This is a genomic window from Streptomyces sp. NPDC090045, assembly GCF_044747975.1.
Taxonomy (GTDB): domain Bacteria; phylum Actinomycetota; class Actinomycetes; order Streptomycetales; family Streptomycetaceae; genus Streptomyces.
In genome coordinates, this window is the sequence record NZ_JBIVFA010000001.1 from 267350 (window position 1) to 286545 (window position 19196).

Annotated in this window: 15 protein-coding genes; 8 read left to right on the forward strand and 7 right to left on the reverse strand. The window is 73.3% G+C overall.

Annotation, left to right across the window (positions count from 1 at the left end; genetic code table 11):
• Nucleotides 1-69: 69 nt before the first annotated feature.
• The 5 genes from ACIPYQ_RS01200 to ACIPYQ_RS01220 form a co-directional block, all read right to left on the reverse strand.
• Nucleotides 70-1236 carry a hypothetical protein gene (locus ACIPYQ_RS01200; RefSeq protein WP_401245061.1) on the reverse strand — a complete coding sequence of 389 codons (1167 nt, stop codon included), beginning with the start codon at nucleotides 1234-1236 and terminating at the stop codon, nucleotides 70-72.
• 63 nt (nucleotides 1237-1299) lie between these two features.
• Nucleotides 1300-2352: a WxL protein peptidoglycan domain-containing protein gene (locus tag ACIPYQ_RS01205; RefSeq protein ID WP_401245063.1), complete on the reverse strand. Its 1053-nt coding sequence runs from the start codon at nucleotides 2350-2352 to the stop codon at nucleotides 1300-1302.
• A gap of 85 nt (nucleotides 2353-2437) precedes the next feature.
• Nucleotides 2438-3730, reverse strand: coding sequence for a hypothetical protein (locus ACIPYQ_RS01210; RefSeq protein WP_401245065.1), 1293 nt, complete (start codon nucleotides 3728-3730; stop codon nucleotides 2438-2440).
• Nucleotides 3731-3952: 222 nt separating this feature from the next.
• The gene (locus ACIPYQ_RS01215) at nucleotides 3953-5179 is read right to left on the reverse strand and encodes a S8 family peptidase (protein WP_401245067.1); all 1227 of its coding nucleotides are present in this window, start codon (nucleotides 5177-5179) and stop codon (nucleotides 3953-3955) included.
• A 78-nt stretch (nucleotides 5180-5257) separates the two neighbouring features.
• Nucleotides 5258-5671, reverse strand: coding sequence for a GNAT family N-acetyltransferase (locus ACIPYQ_RS01220; protein ID WP_401245069.1), 414 nt, complete (start codon nucleotides 5669-5671; stop codon nucleotides 5258-5260).
• A 151-nt stretch (nucleotides 5672-5822) separates the two neighbouring features.
• Between ACIPYQ_RS01220 and ACIPYQ_RS01225 the strand changes: the two genes are divergently transcribed.
• Nucleotides 5823-6587, forward strand: a complete 765-nt coding sequence (locus ACIPYQ_RS01225; protein ID WP_401245071.1) for an alpha/beta fold hydrolase — start codon at nucleotides 5823-5825, stop codon at nucleotides 6585-6587.
• Between the two features lie 661 nt (nucleotides 6588-7248).
• Here ACIPYQ_RS01225 and ACIPYQ_RS01230 read toward each other — a convergent pair.
• Together ACIPYQ_RS01230 and ACIPYQ_RS01235 are read right to left on the reverse strand one after the other, a co-directional pair.
• Nucleotides 7249-7479 (reverse strand): hypothetical protein, encoded by a 231-nt coding sequence (locus tag ACIPYQ_RS01230; RefSeq protein ID WP_401245073.1) that lies wholly within the window; start codon nucleotides 7477-7479, stop codon nucleotides 7249-7251.
• A 1037-nt stretch (nucleotides 7480-8516) separates the two neighbouring features.
• Nucleotides 8517-9548, reverse strand: coding sequence for an oxidoreductase (locus tag ACIPYQ_RS01235; RefSeq protein WP_401245075.1), 1032 nt, complete (start codon nucleotides 9546-9548; stop codon nucleotides 8517-8519).
• A gap of 219 nt (nucleotides 9549-9767) precedes the next feature.
• On the opposite strand from ACIPYQ_RS01235, the gene ACIPYQ_RS01240 reads away from it, so the two are divergent.
• From ACIPYQ_RS01240 to ACIPYQ_RS01270, 7 genes are all read left to right on the forward strand, one after another.
• Nucleotides 9768-10232: a phospholipase gene (locus tag ACIPYQ_RS01240; RefSeq protein WP_401245077.1), complete on the forward strand. Its 465-nt coding sequence runs from the start codon at nucleotides 9768-9770 to the stop codon at nucleotides 10230-10232.
• A 343-nt stretch (nucleotides 10233-10575) separates the two neighbouring features.
• On the forward strand, nucleotides 10576-11109 hold the full coding sequence (locus ACIPYQ_RS01245) for a hypothetical protein (RefSeq protein WP_401245079.1): 534 nt from the start codon (nucleotides 10576-10578) through the stop codon (nucleotides 11107-11109).
• Nucleotides 11106-12137, forward strand: coding sequence for a phosphate ABC transporter permease subunit PstC (gene pstC / locus ACIPYQ_RS01250; protein WP_401245081.1), 1032 nt, complete (start codon nucleotides 11106-11108; stop codon nucleotides 12135-12137). Before ACIPYQ_RS01245 ends, pstC begins: the two co-directional genes overlap by 4 nt.
• Nucleotides 12134-13552, forward strand: coding sequence for a phosphate ABC transporter permease PstA (gene pstA / locus ACIPYQ_RS01255; RefSeq protein WP_401245083.1), 1419 nt, complete (start codon nucleotides 12134-12136; stop codon nucleotides 13550-13552). The genes pstC and pstA overlap by 4 nt, the downstream gene beginning before the upstream one ends.
• Before the next feature lie 102 nt (nucleotides 13553-13654).
• Complete coding sequence (gene pstS, locus ACIPYQ_RS01260) at nucleotides 13655-15397, forward strand: phosphate ABC transporter substrate-binding protein PstS (protein WP_401245085.1); 1743 nt, start codon at nucleotides 13655-13657, stop codon at nucleotides 15395-15397.
• Nucleotides 15397-18090 (forward strand): hypothetical protein, encoded by a 2694-nt coding sequence (locus ACIPYQ_RS01265; RefSeq protein WP_401245087.1) that lies wholly within the window; start codon nucleotides 15397-15399, stop codon nucleotides 18088-18090. The genes pstS and ACIPYQ_RS01265 overlap by 1 nt, the downstream gene beginning before the upstream one ends.
• A 100-nt stretch (nucleotides 18091-18190) precedes the next feature.
• Nucleotides 18191-19186, forward strand: a complete 996-nt coding sequence (locus tag ACIPYQ_RS01270; RefSeq protein ID WP_361757011.1) for a substrate-binding domain-containing protein — start codon at nucleotides 18191-18193, stop codon at nucleotides 19184-19186.
• Nucleotides 19187-19196 lie beyond the last annotated feature (10 nt).

Below are 19196 nucleotides of genomic sequence, written 5' to 3' on the forward strand. Positions count from 1 at the left end.
TGACCGCGCGCAGGCGCCGTAGGCCCGACTCGCCCCCCGCAACCCTCACCGCGGGGGGCGAGCCGCGTCTCAGAACAGCGACCAGACGTCCTTCGCCGCCTCCGTGCCCCAGACCGCGTCGCCGTGGCCGTAGCCCGGGACCACCCGGAAGGCGACGCGGTCGTTGCCGGACGCGCGGATCAGTTCGGCGCCGTGCGGGTGGTCGCCGCGGCCCAGCTCGGTGTTGACCCAGGCCACCTCGGCGCGGATCCGGTCCCAGGCGATCCGGTACGTGCTCCCGTCGTCCGCCCAGACCGCGGCGAGATCCCGCATCAGCGCGGTCGGGAGGAGCCCGCTCCCGAGGGCGGCGGTGGCCGCGTGCCAGGTGGCCAGCGGGGTGTGGGTCAGGCTGAACCGGTCCTCGTCGGGGGTGGTGCCGAAGGTGTAGGCGCCGGCGCTGTGGCCCCGGGCGTAGATCCAGTTCGCCGGCCCCGGGAGGGCGGCCGTGCGGATCAGCGCGAAGTGGGCGAGCCCGGCGTGGGTGAAGCGGCGGGTCGGGTCCGGCGGCCAGGGCGCCGCGGAGACGCCGTCCGGATCGGCCACCGCCTTGGCGATCACGGCCGTGAGTCCCGGATCGACGATGTGGACGCCCTGCGCGAGCTGGGTGGCGTACGCGTCCCGTGTATCGGCCGCGCGCAGCGCCAGGTCACCGGTGTACGGCCCGGTCGTGTCGAGGGCCACGACCCGGCGCAGCCGCGGCGAGGTGTCGTGCGAGGCCGCGTCCAGGGCGAGGGCGGCCCCGGCGGAGTGCCCGGCGTACTGGTAGGGCAGCCGCAGTACGGAGTCCAGCGCGTCCACCACCCGGGCCAGGTCCCGGCGGTGCGCCGCGAGCCCCCAGTCGGCGGTGATGTCGGCGGCGGACGCGGCGTCCTCGCGCGGGGTGACCCCGACGACGAGCAGGCCGCGGCGGCGCAGTGCGTGGGCGAGGTTGTGGTCGTCCGGGCCGCCCGGGGTGAAGAAGTCCGCCGCGAAGTTCAGGCCGCCGCCGGGCAGCAGGTACGCGATCCCCTGCGGCGCCCGTCTCGTGTCCGCGATCACGTCCACGGTGACGGGTGCCGGGCCGCCGTCGTCGAGCGGGAGGGTGAGCCGGATCCAGCCGTTGCCGGGCAGATAGACGGCGGTGCCGGTGCCCAGCGCGCGCTCGATGCGGGTCAGCAGACCCGTGCCCTTGGCCGCGTCGCCGTGCTGTCGTTCCATCGAAGGTGCCTCCCCGCCCCAGGGTGATGGCCGAATACCGTCACCCTGGGACACCTTCGCCGGTCAGCGCGCCTGAGCCAAGTCCGGGACGGGTTCATCCTGTTCGTCTTCCGCGCGGCGTCGGCGGCGCAGCACCCACAGGGTGACCCCGGCGCCCGCCAGCACGAGGAACAGGCCCACGGCCGGCCAGGGGACGGCGATGAACTCGGTCTCGGACCGCGAGACCAGATCGGGGTGGGCGGTCGCTCCCGCCGTGATCCTGACGGTCACCCAGTCGGACTGGGGGGCGTCCGGCCAGGGTTCGGTCAGCTCGATGCGCTGGCCGGGCAGCAGGGTCAGCTTCAGCTCGCGGGCCGGCCGGTCCAGCACGTCGCGCCCGAACAGGCCCTCGGCGGAGACCGTCACCTTGGGCTCGACGACCACGTTGCCCCGGTTGACCAGCGTGTACGAGACCGTGGCGCGGGCGTCCTTGACCCAGGGCAGCAGCGGCGCCGACCGGCTGACCCGCACGTCCTCCACGCTCAGCCCCGGAGTCAGCGGACCCGGCACCCGGAAGTACAGCCGGGCGCCGACCGAGCGCTTCACCCCGACCTGGACCTTGCCGTCCTGCTGCACGCCCTCCACGGCGGTGTTCAGGGCGACGATCCCGCCGACGTGGTCACCGGGCGTCGCGTCCGCCGGGACCTTCACGGTGAACGGGATGTCCTTGCGGCCCTTGGCCGGCACGGTGACGGTGCTCGCCGTCTCCGGCGGCAGCGCGATCCACGCGCCGACGTCCTTGGGCCTGGTCTCGACCGGCAGCAGCGCGAAGGCGCCGCCGGCCGGGGTGTTCATCGCGTCGGTGGCGAAGATCTGGAACGTCAGGTCCTTGTCGGAGGAGTTCAGGATCGTCACGCTGTCGGCGAGGGAGGTCCCGGCCGCGCCCTGGTGGAAGAAGTACGCGCGGTCGGTCATCGCCGCACCGGCCGCGGGCGTGGGGAAGACCCCCCAGGTGCCGTTGTCCGCGGCCCTCGCCGCGGTGGCCGGGAACAGGCCCGCGCCCAGGAGCAGCAGGCCGAGGAGCAGCCCGTGGAGAGAGGTGCGGGTGCGGCTACGCGTACTGCTGCGGGTGCGCATGGGCGGTCTCCAGTCGGCGCCGGAAGGGGAAGGGGTGGTGCGGCGCCGGAGCGCCGCACCACCCTGGAGGAGCGGGCCGTACGGGTCAGGCGATCGAGAAGGTCACGACCGTCTGGTAGGTGTCGGCGAACATGAAGGGCGGGAGCTGGATCATCCCGGCGCCGCCGACGGCGAACTCACCGCCGGTCAGCTCGTCCCCGCCGGCGGCCTGGGAGGCCACCTTCATCGGGACGTCGGAGATCGCGCCGGGCGTGCCCGCGGTGCAGGTGCTCGGGCTGTCCGGGTTGGTCACGGTGCAGGACGGCTGGATGCCGATCTGCGCCTTCGCCATCGAGTGGCCGGTCGCCTGGTTCAGGAACGGCGTACGGGTCGCCGTCACGTCCCAGCCGAGCGAGCCGCCGCGGAAGTCCTGGACGGTCGCGGCGTTGAAGACGCCGACCACCGACTGGGCCTTGCCGTTGATGGTGACCGAGCCGAAGCTGACGGCCGGCTGGCCGTCCTTCGGGCCGAGGGCCAGCGGTCCGGGGAGGACCTCGACGTCGACCGGGTTCTTGACGCCGGCCTGCTCCTCCACGAACACGAACGGCTTGGAGGTGGTCGCACCGTTGATCTTGATCGCGTCGGCCTTCTTGGTGACCGTGAGGGTGCAGGTGGCCACACCGGCGGCGTCCGCCGTGCCGTTGCCGTTGTCACCGGTCGGCGCGCCCGCGAGCAGGGCCGAGCAGGTGACGGGGCCGGGCGGCATGTTGGCGCCGCTGACGACGACCTCCTGGCCCGCCGGGCCGCTGTTGGGCGTCAGCTTCGTCGTGATCGGGTCCTTGGGCAGGGCCTCGACCGCGACCGATCCGAGCGAGGCGCTCGGGCGGGGCGCCGGGGTGCAGGTGGTGGTGAAGACCGAACCGGAGAGGTCCGCGTCGGTCACCGCCAGGTCGAGGGCGACGTTGACCGTGGTGCCCTCGGTGCCGTCCGGGATCTTGATCGTTCCGGAGAACGCCTTGGGGTCGAGCGGCTGCCCGGCGATGACGCTGACGGTCTCGGGCGGGCTGGTGACCACCTGGGTGGTCGTCCCGACCTTGAGGGTGATCTTGGAGGTGTTCACCGTGGTGACGGAGAATCCGGGGATCAGCGGGCTCGCGCCCGGGTCGATCGTGATCGGGACGACGTCGCCGGCCTTGGCTCCGTCGGGCAGGGTGACCGTCCAGTTCTGGTTGCCCGAGCCGTCCGGCTGCGGCGCCGGGGCGTCGCAGTTCTCGAAGACGGCGGTGGTCTTCGTCGCGGCCTGCGCGGAGCCTGCCAGGCCCACCACGCCGCCCGTCAGGGCCAGAGACAGGGCTCCCGCCCCGGCCAGCACTCTTCGTCTGAGCGTTCTCGTACTCACTGGGTCGCGACTCCTTCGTCATGACGAACCCCTCCCCCCACCCGCTGTGTGGGGGAGGCCGAGCCGGTGCGGTGGCCGATATTGACGCGTCACGGTGATGAGAAGTCAATGACTTGCTTTCGCCCGAAGCACACAGAAATTGATGGGCCATCAGGGAGAGTCTGATGACCCATCGGATACCGACTGGTCGGGGTGGGCGGGCGTGCGGGGTCTGCGCGGGGTCTAGCGGTTGGTGGGGAGGTGGAGCAGCAGGTTCGGGGTGCCGGCCGGGAGCGCGGTGATCCGGTCGGGCACCGCGCTGTGCAGCAGCTCCTCGGCCACCTGCGCCGGGGTACGGGCCGTACCGCGCGCCAGGACGAGTGCGGCGACCCCCGCCACGTGCGGGGCGGCCATCGAGGTGCCGGAGGCGCGGGCGGTGGCGGTGTCGGAGTCCTTCCAGGCCGAGGTGACGCCCATGCCCGGGGCCGAGAGGTCCACGCAGGGGCCGTGGCTGGAGAACGGTGCGCGCCGGTCGTCGGCGTCGGTCGCGCCGACCGTGATCGCCTCCGGGACCGAGGCGGGGGATCCCGCGCAGGCGTCCTTGCCGTCGTTGCCCGCGGCCACGGTGAAGGTGATCCCGGAGTTCACGGCCCGGGTCACCGCCGCGTCGAGGGCGTAGCTGGGGGTGCCGCCCATGCTCATGTTGGCCACCGCGGGGGTTCCCGGGGCCTTCGCGGCGTCCTTCACCACCCAGTCGAGGCCCTTGAGGATGGCCGAAAGGCTCGCGGAACCACGGCAGTCGGCCACCTTCACCCCGACGAGCGAGACCCCCTTCGCGACCCCGTACGTCTCCCCGCCCACGGTCGCCGCGACGTGCGTGCCGTGGCCGTTGCAGTCGCGGGAGCTCCCGAGGAACACCGCGTTGTAGCCGAACCGGGCGCGGCCGCCGAACTCCTGGTGGAGGGTGTTGATCCCGGTGTCGACGATGTACACGGTGACGCCCTCGGCCCTGGTGGGGTACGTGTACGAGCCGTCGAGCGGGAGTTCGCGCTGGTCGATGCGGTCCAGCGGCCAGGGCGCGGGCGACTGGGCCTGCGGCTGGGTGTCGGCGGCGGCGGCGGTGGCGGTGGCGCCGGCGCTCGTGTGGAACTCCGCGTCCGGCTCCACGGAGGCCACCCGGGGGTCGGCGGCCAGGGCGGCGGCCCGCGCGGCGGTGGTGCGGACGGCGAAGCCGTTGAGGGCGGCCTCGTAGACCGGCCCGACCTCGTCGCCGGAGTCCGCGGCCTCGGCGGCCAGGGCGCGGGTCGGTGCGCGCGAGCTGGTGTCCTTGAGGACGACGACGTAGGGGGCGACGGCGGATTCGGCGGAGGAACGGGCCGCGGAGGAGGGGTGCGGCGGCAGGGCGGCGGCCGTGGTGGCCGCCGCGAGCAGTGCGACGGCGGCGGGGAGGAGCGGGACGAATGCGGTCATGCGGCCGATGCTCGGCGAGCGGCGGCGCGGGCGCGCGGAGGGTGCGCCGAGTGGGCGCACGACACGCCGCCGCGCGGGCTACGGGCTGAGGGGCCAGCCGCGCATCGCGAAGACGCCCTCGTCGCGGGCGCCGGCGGCGTCGTAGGTGGCCAGGGCGGCCTCGTTGTCGGTGTCGACGCCCACCCACATGCCGTAACAGCCGCGGGCCTTCGCCTCGTCGGCGAGGGCCAGCGTCAGGGCGCGGCCGAACCCGCGGCGGCGGTACCCCTCGTCCACGGACAGTTCGTACAGGCACATCTCGGTGCCCTTGTCGGGGTGGCTCATCTCGATGCCGGAGACCATCCCGGCGGGCACTCCGTCGACGTAGGCGATGAGCATCACGTGCCCCGGGGCGGCGAGGAAGCGCTCGGACCACTCCGCGCGGGCGGGCCCGTCGAAGAGGGATTCGGCGGCGGCGAGCTCGGCGGGGGTGAGGGCCCGGCGGATGTCCATGCCGGCCACGATAATGCGCGCACGACGGATGGTGAGCCGAAGTCCGCCGTGGCGTGGCGGGCGGCCGGAAACTCCCGACCGGACGGCCGCGGGGCGGGCTACGGTCACGGCACGGGCCCGATCGTCCGTCGAACGACCGAGGGGGAGCATCGTGAGAAGTGCCGTCGTCACTCCGCAGGACGATCGGATCCGCTGGGTCGAGCTGCCGGGGGAGGAGCCGGCCCGGGTGTACGTGCACGGCCTCGGCTCCACCTCGCCCGCCTACTTCGCGGCGAGCGCCACGCATCAGCTCCTGGCGGGGCGGCGCTCTCTGCTGGTCGATCTGCTGGGCCACGGGCACAGCGACCGGCCCGAGGGGTTCGACTACACCCTGGAGGCGCACGCCGACGCCCTGGCGACCGCCCTCGGCGCGGCCGGGGTGGCGGGCGCCGAGCTGATCGCCCACAGCATGGGCGGAGCCGTGGCGATCGTGCTGGCCCACCGCCATCCCCACCTGGTCTCCCGGCTGGTGCTCGTCGACGCCAACCTGGATCCGGTTCCGCCCGGTCCCGCGATGCCCGGAAGCAGCGGGATCGCCGCCTACACGGAGGAGGAGTTCCTGGCCGGCGGCTGGGCCGAGGTGCGTGACCGGGTCGGCGCGCACTGGTGGTCCACGATGCGCCTCGCCGGCCGGACGGCCCTTCACCGCTCGGCCGTCCACCTCGCGGCGGGCACCACGCCCACCATGCGCGAGCTGCTGCGGGAGTTGAAGGTCCCGCGCACCTTCCTGCTGCCGGAGGCGGACGGCCCGCTTCCCGGCGCCGAGGCCCTGGAGGCGGCCGGCGTCGCCGTGGTGTCCGTCCCCGACTGCGGGCACAACATCATGCTGGACAACCCCGAGGGCTTCGCGCGCGCCACCGCCGCGGGCCTCGGCTAGGCCGATTCCTTCGGATCGTCGGATCGGCCGGGTTTCGTGGGCCGGAACGAGGCGCGGATGCCGAGAAGGACGGACCGGTCCGCAAGCTGGTCCGCGGCAATGCCGGTCGAGGCCGCAGTTTCGCCTCTTTGAGCCGATCCCCACCACTCTTGACCAAGAAAAAATCAGGGATCAGTGTGGAGATAGGCGTCATGTATGTCGCGGCGAGCGTCGACACCATCTTTCGTCGACCAGCGGAGTATTACCTCGCGTAATTACGGTCCAGGGCCAGAAAGCCAGATCTGAGCGGAGGCCCGCCATGCCCGATCCTATTCACACGGTGGACCTGGTGAAGCTTAACCTTCAACAGATAGCAGATAAAGCCACCGTTACAGTCATGGAGCGCAGTCAGTACGGGAAGCTAATGGAGGTCACCCATAAAATCAAGGTGGACGATCAGATCAGATATCTACAAAGCAGGGTCACAACCCCGGACAGCTGGAGGCAACTGAACCCGCAGCAGCTGGAAAATCTCGGAGAGCCAGTTCAGAGGGCGGTTCGAGGCAGTCAGCATGTGATTCGCCAGACCACGGAAGTGGCACGCCAATACGGGCCGAAGCTCGAGCGAGTCGGGGCCCTGGCGACAGAAACGAGCAACACCCCGACGGCTCAGGCGGCCCGCTCATGGATTCAGCAGCGTTTTAATTATCTCCACAAACTCGTCGGGCTCAACAGTACTCGCCTCGCCAGCGCCGAGGAAGCTTTCGAGGCGGCTACGACCAATCGGCAGCACTGGAAGACCGCTGTTGAACTGACCCAGCATGCGGGCGAGTCCGGAGGCGGTGCCGCTCAGGGCCGTATTGCGTCGATGGTGCAGAGCATCCAGAACGCCGGCAGCGCAGCCCTCCAGCAAGGCAGGATTCTGCTGTCCAGAACGGCTGACAAGGCGGTACAGCTGTGGAACTCGGGCAAGACCGCCGTGGGATACGGCTTGGCCACGGCCGGCGCCGCTGCGAGGGCTGCCGTTGCCTTCGGGCGAGCCGGCGTAGCCGCCGCCGTGCGAGGCGTCCCCGGTGGCCCGAAAGGGGTCCTCGTCTCGCTCGGTGTGGCCGCGGCGCTGGGCCTCGGGGGCTGGGCGTGGAGTGCGTGGAACACGCCCAGTACACCCGAACCGACGGTGCCGAGCGTGCCGAACGAGCAGGAGGCCCCGCCCGACCAGAATCCCCAGGTCCCACCCCCGGCGGACGAGGTGCCAGAAGCGCCGGCGGACATACCCCCAGTAGTGCCCCCCGCTCCGGTGGTGCCCCCGCCACAGGTGGACGAGGAGGGCCCGGCGAAGCCCCCGCCGCCGGCGAAGGACATCCCGGCGGAGCGCCCGGCCGATGAAGAACCGGCCAAGCCCCCCGCCAAGCCCCCGGAGAAGCCCGCCGAGGAGCCGGTGGCGCCCCTGCCGCCGGGAGACGAAGAGCCCGGGAGGCTACCGCCACCCCCGCAGGAGAAGTCCGGGAAGCCCCCGGCGGACGAGAACCTGCCGAAGCCCCCTGAGAAGCCGGTGGCACCACCGCACGAGGAGCCGGCCGAACCTCCGCCTCCGGTGCATCAGCCGGTGGCGCCTCCGCCTCCGCCGCCGGCTGAGCAGCCGGCCGAACCTCCGCCTCCGGTGCATCAGCCGGTGGCGCCTCCGCCTCCGCCGCCGGCTGAGCAGCCGGCCGTACCCCCGCCTCCGGTGCATCAGCCGGTGGCGCCTCCGCCTCCGCCGCCGGCCGAGCAGCCGGCCGTACCCCCGCCTCCGGTGCATCAGCCGGTGGCGCCTCCGCCTCCGCCGCCGGCCGAGCAGCCGGCCGTACCCCCGCCCCCGGCCCAACAGCCGGTGGCGCCTCCGCCTCCGCCGCCGGCCGAGCAGCCGGCCGAACCCCCACCCCCGGCAGAAGCTCCGGCGCCCCAATCCCCCTAGCGCTGACCCTCCAGGCGGTCGAGGTCGTCCTGCGACAGCCGCAGCGCGCCGGCGGCGATGTTCTGCGTCAGGTGACCGGGGTCGGACGTGCCGGGGATCGCCAGCACGTTCGGCCCGCGGTGCAGGGTCCAGGCCAGCCTGACCTGCGCGGGTGTCGCCCCGTGCGCGCGGGCCACGGCACGGAGGCCGTCGCCGTGGGTGTCGTCGGCGGGTGCCTCGCGCCGCCGGCCCGAGATCGCGAAGAAGGGAACGAAGGCGATCTCCTGCCGACGGCAGCTGTCGATCAGGCCGTTGGTGTCGGCGAGCCGCTGGTCCAGGCCGTACGGGTTCTGCACGCAGACCACGGGTGCGATGGCCTGGGCCTCGGCGAGCTGTTCGGGCGTGACGCAGGACAGGCCCAGGTGGCGGACGAGCCCCGCCTCCCGCAGCTCGGCCAGTGCGCCGAAGTGCTCGGCGACCGACACGATGCCGTTCACGCGCAGGTTGACCACGTCGAGGTGGTCCCGGCCGAGCTGGCGCAGGTTCTCCTCGACCTGCCCGCGCAGTTGCCCGGGACCGGCCATCCCCAGCCATGCGCCCGACGGGTCCCGCCACGGTCCGACCTTGGTGGCGATGACCAGATCGTCGGTGTACGGCGCCAGCGCCCGGTTGATCAGCTCGTTGGCGGAGCGCAGCGGCGAGAAGTAGAACGAGGCGGTGTCGATGTGGTTCACCCCGCGCTCGACCGCGCTCCGCAGGATCCCGACGGCGACCTCCCGGTCGATCGGGGCGCCGTCGGAATTCCCGCTCATGCCGTTTCCGGTCAGCCGCAGCGTGCCGAAGCCGACGCGGTTCACCTCCAGGTCGCCGAGCTTCCAGGTGCCCGCGGCTGCCGCTGTGACCGTCGCCGACTCCGCCGTGTCCGTCGCCGACGCCGCTGTGACCGTCGCCGACTCCGTCGCGCCCCTTGTCGACCGTGCCGTGACCGCCGCTGAATCCACCGTGCCCCACCCCGTGTTCGTCGTGCCGCAGACCGTTGCGGCCGCCACCGTGCCGCTCCGGGAGTATGGGACGACGATCGTCGTGGCGAGAAGGTGTGCAGGGGCGGCGAAAAGTCACACCCCGGGCGGGAACTCATCGCCCGTGCAAAGCCGTTGGAGCATACGTACGGGGTTCACCGGAGGACCGGCGCGCGGCGCGCAGTAACCGGGTGGGGTCCGGCCCTGTTGGCCGGGGTGATCCGTCCGCCCCGGCCCCGAGGACCCTCCATGCGCCGTCGCCGCCTCGTCCCCGCTCTCGCCACCGTCGCCGCCACCACAGTGCTCGCCCTCGCGCCGGCCGCCTGGGCCGCGCCGGAGGTCCCGGCCGACAAACCGCTGGTGCTCAGCCGCTGGACCCAGTCCAGCGCCGCCAGTTACCAGGCATGGGCCGACGCGCGCGAGCACCGGGGCGCGTGGGCCGCGTACGGCTTCGACTGGTCGACCGACCACTGCACCTCCTCCCCGGACAACCCCTTCGGCTTCCCCTTCACCGCGGCCTGCGACCGCCACGACTTCGGCTACCGCAACCACCGGGCGGCAGGGCTGTTTCCGGCCGCCAAGGCCCGGCTGGACGAGGCGTTCCTCGCGGACATGAGGCGGGTCTGCGCGCAGTACCCGGGCAGCCGGAAGCGCTCGTGCGAGGGCACCGCGTGGACGTACTACCAGGCGGTCAGGCTGCTCGGGATCTCGTAGGTCTGCCCGGGATCTCCTCGGGATCTCGTCGGGATTCCGTGGGGATCTCGTGGGGATCTCCCGGGAATCCCTTGGGGATCACGCGGCGATCATGCAGCGATCATGCGGCGATCGCGTGGCCCGACGGCCGGGGGGCGCGCGGTCGCCGGGGGGCGCGTGCGCCTCCTCTTCGCGTTCACATGTTCTCCGTTTCTGCTTCACCAATCCGTGTGCCCCACAGCCCTACGCCCCGTGGATTGTCATGCCCGCGGCCATGGGTGGGTGGCCGATTTCCGGCCATGCACGGCTTGTGGGGAAGGGGGGCGGACCGGTGTCTCGGCCACGTTTTCTGTTCGTGTCGTGGGTGGACGTCGCACGACGTCAGGCGCCGGGGCGCGGCTCGGACCAGAGCGCCAAGGGCGGCGGTCCCGAGGCCGTGACCTGGCGCCTCGTCGGCGCCAACAACCACGAACTCGGCCGCAGTCCGGACGTGCACAGCAGCCTCACGGCCTGCTGCGCCGCCGTGCAGCGGCTCCGCGCGGAGGCCGACCGGGTCACCGCGCTCGTGGTGATGTCCCCCGGAACGGGCACCCGCGCCCGCTCCGGCACCGGTACCGCTGCCGATACCGGGACCAGTGCCGGCACCGCCGCAGTCACCGACACGGGCGCCGGAGCCTGGACCTGGCAGCTCACCCTCGACGAGCGCTGCGTGGCGGTGGCCGTACGCACCTTCCGCCGTCAGCGCGAGTGCCGGCACAGCCTCCAGTTGTTCCTGTCCGCCGTCGCCGGGGCGCAGGTCGCCTCCGGCGTCACCTACACCCGGCGGCTGCGCGGCCTGCGCCTGCCCGGCGCCGGGGACGCGCCGGGGCTGGCCGTCCGCGGGGGAGGCCTGCTGTGACCACCGCGACCACCACCACCGTCGTCGGCGGGCCCGACCCCGCCGACCGGGGCGACGCGCCCCGCCCCCTCGCCAAGGGCGGTGACCCGGCCGACCGGATCTTCCGGGGCTCCGCCCGCGGGGCCGGCGCCGTGGTGCTCCTCATCATGACCCTGGTCGGCGTCTTCCTCGGCGGCCGCGCCCTGGAGGCGCTGCGCGACGCGGGCCCGGCCTTCCTCACCACCTCCGCGTGGGAGCCGGACTCCCACCGCTTCGGCATCGCGGCGGTCCTCCCCGGCACCGTCCTCATCGGAGCCGTCGCGATCGTCTTCGCCGTGCCGCTCGCCGCGGGCACCGCCCTCTACATCACGGAGTACGCGCCGCGCCGCCTCAAGCAGACCCTGATCAGCCTGGTCGACCTGATGGCCGCGGTGCCCAGCGTGGTCTACGGCCTGTGGGGGCTCTTCCTGTTCCAGCCGAGCGTCGTGGGCCTCTCCCGCTGGCTCACCACCTACTTCGGATGGTTCCCGCTCTTCGCGGTCGACGGGGACAGCCCCCGCGATCCGCTCAGCCCGAACACCTTCTACACCTCCTCCACCTTCATCGCCGGGATGGTCGTCGCGCTGATGGTCACGCCGATCGCCTGCTCCGTGATGCGCGAGGCCTTCGCCCAGGCGCCGCCGGGCGAACGCGAGGGCGCCTTCGCCCTCGGCGCCACCCAGTGGGGTGTCATCCGCTCCGTCGTCCTGCCCTTCGGCAGGGGCGGGATCATCGGCGGCACCATGCTCGGCCTCGGCCGGGCGCTGGGCGAGACCATCGCCGTCTACCTGATCATCTCCCCGGTCTTCGTCTTCCAGCCGCACGTCCTCCAGAACGGCGCCAACTCCGTGTCCGCCCTCATCGCCCTGCGCTACGGATCCGCCAGCGAATTCGGGATGTCCGCCCTGATGGCCGCCGGCCTCGCCCTCTTCCTCATGACCCTCGTCGTCAACTTCATCGCGTCCTCGGTGGTCGCCCGCAGCCGTTCCGGAGCGGGGGCCGAGGCATGACCGTCACCACGCACCCGGCCGGCCCCGCCACCGCCGACGCCCCCCGCACCGTCCGCCCCGAGGTGGTCACCGACGGCCCCGGCGCGCCCGCCGAGCAGCGGCGCAACACCTCCACCGTGCACGCCCGCGACGTATTCGCCCTGGTGGGGGCCGCGGCCGCCGCCCTCGGGCTGACCTCGCTGCTGTTCGGGCGGGTGCTGCCCTTCGACGGGCCGCTCGGTTTCACCGTCGTCCTCTACCTCGCCTTCATGGCGCTGTACGCGGTCCTCGTCTCCCTCGACGAGAACGGCTCGGCCGTCCGCGCCCGCCTCGCCCAGGCCTTCGTCCACGGCATCGCCGCCCTGCTGCTGGCCGCCCTGCTCCTCGTCGTCGGCTACGCCATCGTGCGCGGCCGGGAGGCCCTGACCCACCTCAACTTCTTCACCGAGGACATGTCCGGCACCGGCCCGCTGGACCCGCTCACCCAGGGCGGGGCGCTGCACGCCATCGTCGGCACCCTGGAGCAGATAGGCATCGCCCTGGCGGTCACCGTGCCGCTGGGGCTGGCCTGCGCGGTGTTCCTCAACGAAGTCCCGGGCCGCTACGCGCGGTTCGTCCGCACCATCGTCGAGGCGATGACCGCGCTGCCGTCGATCGTGGCGGGCCTGTTCGTCTACGCCACCTGGATCCTGCTCCTCGGCAACGACAAGTCCGGCCTCGCCGCCGCCCTCGCGCTGTCCGTGATGATGCTGCCGATCGTCATCCGCGCCTCCGACGTGGTGATCCGGCTGGTGCCGGGCTCGCTCAAGGAGGCCTCCTACGCCCTCGGCGCCGGCCAGTGGCGCACCGTGTGGACGGTGGTGCTGCCCACCGCCCGCTCCGGACTGACCACCGCCGTGATCCTGGGCACCGCCCGCGGCATCGGCGAGACCTCCCCGGTGCTGCTCACCTCGGGCATCGCGGCCGGTCTGAACGTCAACCCCGTCGAGGGGCCGCAGATGTCGCTGCCGCTCGCCACCTTCAGCCTCGTCGGCTACCCCGACAAGACCATGATCGCCCGCGGGTTCGGCTGCGCGGCCCTGCTGATGGCGCTGGTGCTGCTGCTGTTCGTGCTCGCCCGCGTCATCGGCGGCCGGGCCCCCGGCCAGCTCAGCCGCGGCCAGCAGCACCGCCGGGTCCTCGCCTCGGCGCGCGACGCCGAGCGCATGGCCGCCAGGGCCGAGCGCGGCCGCGAGCCGGCCGGGACGGGCGAGCCGGACGGTCTGGCCGATGCGGACGGTCCGGACGATGCGGCCGGGACGGCATCGCAGGCCGCACCCGGTGACCGTCCGCCCATGGACCGGAAGCCGGGCGGACCGACCGGGTCGGGGGCGGAGCCCACCGGTCCGCTGCCGCCCCCGAAGGGCCGCCGGCCCGAACCGCCGCCCTGGGCCTAGCGCACCGGCCCGCCACCCGCACTCCCGATGCTCCGCACCGCCTGCGCCCGCGCCCCGAGCGCCCGGCTCCGTACGACACGTCACCGATCAGGAGAGTTCCCGATGCCCGGACGACCCCCGGCCCACCACGGACGTGCCCCCGCGGGCGTCCTCGTCCGCGCGCTCGCCCTGCTCCTCGCCGCCGTGGCCCTCGCCCTGCCCGGCGCCGTGCCCGCCGCCGCCGAGAGCTACGTACCGGTCTCCGGCGCCGGTTCCACCTGGAGCCAGAACGCCCTCGACCAGTGGCGCGCCAACGTCAAGCAGTACGGCATGACGGTCAACTACAGCGGTACGGGATCGTCCGACGGCCGCAACCAGTTCCGCAACGGCACCGTCGACTTCGCCGTCTCCGAGATCCCCTACGGCATCAAGGACTCCGGGGTCGTGGACCCGGCGCCCTCCCGGAAGTTCGGCTACATGCCGATCGTCGCGGGCGGCACGGCCTTCATGTACAACCTCAAGATCGGCAACCGTCGGGTCACCAACCTCCGCCTCTCCGGCGAGGTCGTGGCCAAGATCTTCACCGGTTCGATCACCACCTGGAACGACCCGGCCATCAAGGCCGACAACCCGGCCCTCGCGAGCTCGCTGCCCGCCCGCCGGATCGTCCCCGTCGTCCGCTCCGACGGCTCGGGCACCACCGCCCAGCTGACCAACTGGCTGGCCATGCGCCACGGCGGCCTGTGGGACGCCTACTGCGCCAAGGCCGGCCGCTCCACCCCCTGCGGGCAGACCTCCAACTTTCCCGTCGTGGCCGGCCGCGGATTCGTCGGCCAGTCCGGTTCCAACGGCGTCTCCGGCTACGTGGCCCAGGAGGGCAACGTCGGCACCATCACCTACGTCGAGTACTCCTACGCGGTGGCCACCACCGGCTTCCCCGTCGCCAAGATCCTCAACGGGGCGGGCTACTACACCGAGCCCACCGCGCAGAACGTGGCCGTCTCGCTCACCAAGGCCACGATCAGGCCCGACCTGACCCAGGACCTGAGCCAGGTCTACGACGAGAGCAGCGACCGCCGCAACTACCCGCTCTCCAGCTACAGCTACATGATCATTCCGACCGCGCAGGAAGCGAACTTCAACCCGCAGAAGGGCAAGGCGCTCGGCGCCTTCGCCTACTACTTCCTCTGCGAGGGCCAGCGCTCCGTGGACCGGCTCGGCTACTCCCCGCTGCCGATCAACCTCGTGCAGGCCGGTCTGGAACAGGTCCGCCGCATCCCCGGGGTCACCGCCACGAACATCGACATCAAGAACTGCAAGAACCCCACCTTCTCCGCCGACGGCACCAACACCCTCGCCAACACCGCCCCCCAGCCCTCCGAATGCGACAAGAAGGGCGCCACCCAGTGCGAGATCGGCACCGGCGGCAACAAGACCCCGACCCAGACGGGCAGCGCCTCGGGCGGCTCGGGCGGCGCCGCGACCGGCGGCGGCAACGGCGGTAACGGCGGTACGGGCACGGGCGGTTCCGGGGGCGGCGCCGCCACCGGAGGCTCCGGTTCGGGCGGCGGCACCGGCGCCGACGGCGGGGCGGCGGCCACCGGCGGCGCCGCGACCGGCGGGGGCGGCGGCGAAGGCTCGACCGCCGACGGCGGAGCGGGGGCCGTCGACCCGGAGACCGGCCGGCCCCTCGCGGCGGGCGCGGGCGATCTGTTCGGCATCCCCGTCACCACCGCCAACGGCATCGGCGGGACGCTCCAGACCGCGCTGATGGTGCTCGGCGCGCTGATCCTGCTGACCCTCACCGTGGGGCCCCCGCTGCTCACCCGGCGGCTGGCCCGACGGCGCGCGGGAGGCGGCTCCTGATGCGCGCTCTCCTGATGCGCGGCCTCCTGATCCGCACCCGCACCCGCACCCGCCAGGCCGTGACCCCCGAGGCCGCGACGCCCGGGCCCGGATCGCGCCCGGCCGCCCCGGCCCGCCCGCGCCGGCTCCGGCTGCTGCTCGGCGCGCTCTGCCTGGCCCTGCTGCCCGTGGTCGCCACCGCCGGAGGCGACGGCGCGCAGGCCGCGTACGCCGCCGACGGCTCGGAGACGACGGTCTCCGGCGCCGGGGACTTCGCCGCCCTCAAGGTCACCGTCAGCCAGACCCGCAACCTCGTCGACCAGGTCGTCAAGGTCTCCTGGACCGGCGGGGCGCCCACCGTGTCGGACACCGCGTACGCCGCCAACTACCTGCAGATCATGCAGTGCTGGGGCGACGCCCCGACCGGCCCCACGACCGACCAGTGCCAGTTCGGCGGCTCCTCGGCGCTCGGCGCGGGCGCCGGCAACCAGGCCGCCGGCGCCTACACCAACAGCCGCCAGCTCAACTACGGGGACCGGCTCAAGGACGGCGAGAACCAGCCGCTGCCGCCGCCCACCCCGAGCGGCATCTCGTACGCCCCCTTCCGCACGGTGGGCGACGACCCGGTCAGCCCGGGCAACTGGAACGAGTTCTTCGACGTCAACAGCACCAACGAGGTGCCCTACGCCCGCACCAACGCCCGCGGCGCCGGCGAGGTCTGGTTCGAGACCCAGACCGCCATCGAGGCCCCCGGCCTCGGCTGCGGCGCGGCCGTCCCGGGCACCCAGGGCGCCGCCGCCGGCCGCGGCTGCTGGCTGGTGATCGTCCCGCGCGGCACCACCGAGATCGACGGAACCGCGTACACCACCCAGTCCGGCGGCCAGCTCCAGTCCTCCCCGCTCAGCCCGGCGAACTGGAAGCACCGCCTCGTCGTCCCCCTCGGCTTCGAACCGCTCGGCAGCTTCTGCCCGATCGGCGCCGAGGAACGGGGCACCATCGGCAGCGAGATGGCCGCCGAGGCCGTCACCCGCTGGCAGCCCGCCCTGTGCCAGACCGGCGGCAAGGCCATCTACGGCTACGCGCAGGTCCCGGACGAGACGGCCCGTGTCAAGCTCCTCTCCGGCGCCCCCGGCCTCGTCTTCCTCGGCCGCCCCGCGGCACCCGTCGAGACCCGGCGGCCCGTGTACGCGCCGGTCTCCCTCTCCGGCATCACCATCGGCTACTTCATCGAGAGCCAGGCCGGTTTCGGCGCCCCCGACGAGGTCAAGGCCCGCAACGGCACCCGCCTCGGCTCGCTGCGCCTGACCCCGCGCCTCGTCGCGAAACTGCTCACCGAGTCGTACAAGGACGGCAACTCGCGCTTCGCCGAGAGCACCGCGAAGAACCCGGAGAACCTGGGCCGCGACCCGGAGTTCATCCGCCACAACCCCGAGTACACCGGCCTCGACTTCGGTGGAAGGCTCGGCGACGCCCTCGTACCGCAGCCGCTCGCCGACACCACCCGCCAGCTGTGGGAGTGGGTCGGGCAGGACCTCGCCGCCCGGGAGTTCCTGAGCGGGGTGCCCGACAACGCCGGGACGCACGGGGACCGCGCGTACGCGGGCATGGCCGTCAACCCGCACTACAAGGACCTGGCGCTGCCGCTCGACAGCTTCCCCAAGAGCGACCCGTACTGCCAGCCCTTCGACGACCGGCCGTCCTTCCCGCTGTGCATCCAGGACAAGCACCCCTACGCCAGCGACATGCACGCGGCCGCCCGCGCCGCGAGCCGCGGCGACACCCTCGCCCGTACCTCCTGGGACGCGACCGCCACGCCCCCCGCCTACAAGAAGGACCCGCCGCAGCCGGCCGGGGCGCGGGCCGTGCTCGCCGTCACCGACACCGCCACCGCCGACCGGTACGGCCTCGTGCGCGCCGAACTCCTCAACGCGGCGGGCCGGTTCGTCGGCCCCGAACCGGCCGGCCTGATCGCCGCGGCGGGCGCGCGCAAGCCCGGCCCGGACGGCGTCAGCTCGCCCGACCCGGCGGCCAAGGACCCGGCGGCCTACCCGCTCACCGTGCTCACCTACGCCGCGACCGTGCCCGCCGACCTCACGGTGGCCGAGGGCAAGGACTACGGCAGCCTCCTCGCCTACGCGGCCGGCCCCGGCCAGACCCCCGGAGTGGCCGCCGGCACCCTGCCGCACGGCTACGCCCCGCTGCCCGAGGCTCTGCGGGCCCAGACCCGCGAGGCCGCCCGCCGGGTCGCCGCCGAGGCGGGCAAGAAGCCGGCCCCGGACGGGTCGTCGGCCGGAGCCTCCGCCGGATCCGCCGCGTCCGGCGGTACGTCGGCGGGCGCGGGCGGAGCGCAGAGCGGCGCCGTGGCGTCCGGTACGGGCGGTGGCGGGTCCACGTCCGCCGGCGGCGGGGCGGCGGGCGCGGGCGGCGCGGCGGCCACCGCGGGCGGCGGCGCTCCGGCCTCGGCCGCCCCGGCCTCCGCCGCTCCGGCCGCACCCGGCGGCGCACCGCCCGCCGCTCCCGCTCCCGCGGCCCAGGCCACCGGCGACACCCCGCGCTGGGTGGTCGGCGCCATCCGGCACGTGCTGCTGATCTGCCTGGTCGTGGGCGCGCTCGCGGCCTTCGCCGGCCCGCTGCTGCCCCGCTTCCTGCCCCGTCTCCTGCCTCACCTGCGCGCCCTGCGTGCGGGCGCCGCGCACCGCGACGAAGGGAGGTGATACCCGGCCACAACCGTCTGATTCGTCCGCGCCAACGGAACTTCACCCAACGCGTGCCGGGCACCACCCGGGGCGCAGCCTAGCTGAGGGGTAAACCCGAGTGAACAAGAAGAAGATCGCCTTCGCCGCCGCGGCGGCCGCACTGGCGCTCGGCGCCGCCGGCGGCAGCATCGCCTTCGCCGACCCGGCCGGCCCGCCGCAGTACCGCCAGCTGTCCGGTGTCGGCTCCGACACCACCCAGGACGTCATGAACGGCCTGGCCGCCGCCATCACCGTGAACGGCCAGAAGGTCCTGGGCTCGTACGACGCCACCGGTTCCGCGAACATCACCACCAAGGACCCGGCGGTCAACGCGAACTGCACGATCGCCCGCCCGAACGGCAGCGGCGCCGGCCGCTCCGCGCTGCTGACCTCCCTCCAGGCGAACAACGGCTGTCTGGACTTCGCCCGCTCCTCCTCCCTGAACCTGGCGGCCGCGGCCCCGGGCCTGACGTACGTCCCCTTCGCGGTCGACGGCGTCACCTACGCGATCACCCCCGGTTCGTCGATCCCGCGCAAGCTGGGGCTGGCCGACCTGAAGGCGATCTACCACTGCGACCCGAACTACGTGGGTGCGGGCCCCAACTACGACATGACCGTCTACCTGCCGCAGGCCGGCTCGGGCACCCGCAGCTTCTGGGAGTCCCAGATGGGCATCACCGACGCCGACGTCGTCGCGGGCGTCTACCCCTGCATCAAGGACAAGAAGGGCAGCGCCCCGGTCCAGGAGCACGACGGCCGCGTCCTCGACGACAAGTCGATCGTGCCGTTCTCCATCGCGCAGTACCAGTCGCAGTCCTCGCAGACCATCGCCGACCTGCGCGGCCGCGCCATCCTCGGCACCGTCGACGGCCTGGCCCCGACCGTGCTCAACAGCGGCTTCGGCGTGAAGCGCGACGTCTACAACGTCATCCCGACGAGCAAGGTCGCCACCGCGCCCTGGAGCACGGTCTTCGTCGGCGCGAACTCCGAGATCTGCAAGCAGACCTCGGTCATCAACACCTACGGCTTCGCCACCAACCCGAACTGCGGCGACACCACCAAGCAGACCCCCTGATCCGCTCGGC